Source organism: Enterobacter sp. PL_is514, from assembly GCF_055816715.1.
This window is the reverse complement of sequence record NZ_JBVPGN010000013.1, coordinates 1-929: the sequence shown is the minus strand read 5'-3', so window position 1 is coordinate 929 and position 929 is coordinate 1. Positions and strand designations below refer to the sequence as shown.

Sequence of the window (929 nt, the reverse complement as noted above, 5' to 3'; positions counted from 1 at the left end):
GACACCCCGACTCGCCACTACGCACACGTAGACTGCCCAGGCCACGCCGACTATGTTAAAAACATGATCACCGGTGCTGCGCAGATGGACGGCGCGATCCTGGTTGTTGCTGCGACTGACGGCCCAATGCCTCAGACTCGTGAGCACATCCTGCTGGGTCGTCAGGTAGGCGTTCCTTTCATCATCGTGTTCCTGAACAAATGCGACATGGTTGATGACGAAGAGCTGCTGGAACTGGTAGAGATGGAAGTTCGTGAACTGCTGTCTCAGTACGATTTCCCAGGCGACGATACCCCAATCGTTCGTGGTTCTGCTCTGAAAGCGCTGGAAGGCGAAGCTGAGTGGGAAGCGAAAATCATCGAACTGGCTGGCTTCCTGGATTCTTACATCCCAGAACCAGAGCGTGCGATTGACAAGCCATTCCTGCTGCCAATCGAAGACGTATTCTCCATCTCCGGTCGTGGTACCGTTGTTACCGGTCGTGTAGAGCGCGGTATCATCAAAGTTGGCGAAGAAGTTGAAATCGTTGGTATCAAAGAGACTGCGAAGTCTACCTGTACTGGCGTTGAAATGTTCCGCAAACTGCTGGACGAAGGCCGTGCTGGTGAGAACGTTGGTGTTCTGCTGCGTGGTATCAAACGTGAAGAAATCGAACGTGGTCAGGTTCTGGCGAAGCCAGGCTCAATCAAGCCACACACCAAGTTCGAATCTGAAGTGTACATCCTGTCCAAAGACGAAGGCGGCCGTCATACTCCGTTCTTCAAAGGCTACCGTCCACAGTTCTACTTCCGTACAACTGACGTGACCGGTACCATCGAACTGCCAGAAGGCGTTGAGATGGTAATGCCAGGCGACAACATCAAGATGGTTGTGACTCTGATCCACCCAATCGCGATGGACGACGGTCTGCGTTTCGCAATCCGTGAAGG

General features: G+C 53.3%; 1 protein-coding gene. It reads left to right on the top strand.

Annotated features, from left to right (window positions below; genetic code table 11):
* Positions 1-929 (top strand): elongation factor Tu (gene tuf / locus AC0TNG_RS00170; RefSeq protein ID WP_047749302.1); only part of this gene is annotated, 929 nt, incomplete at both ends.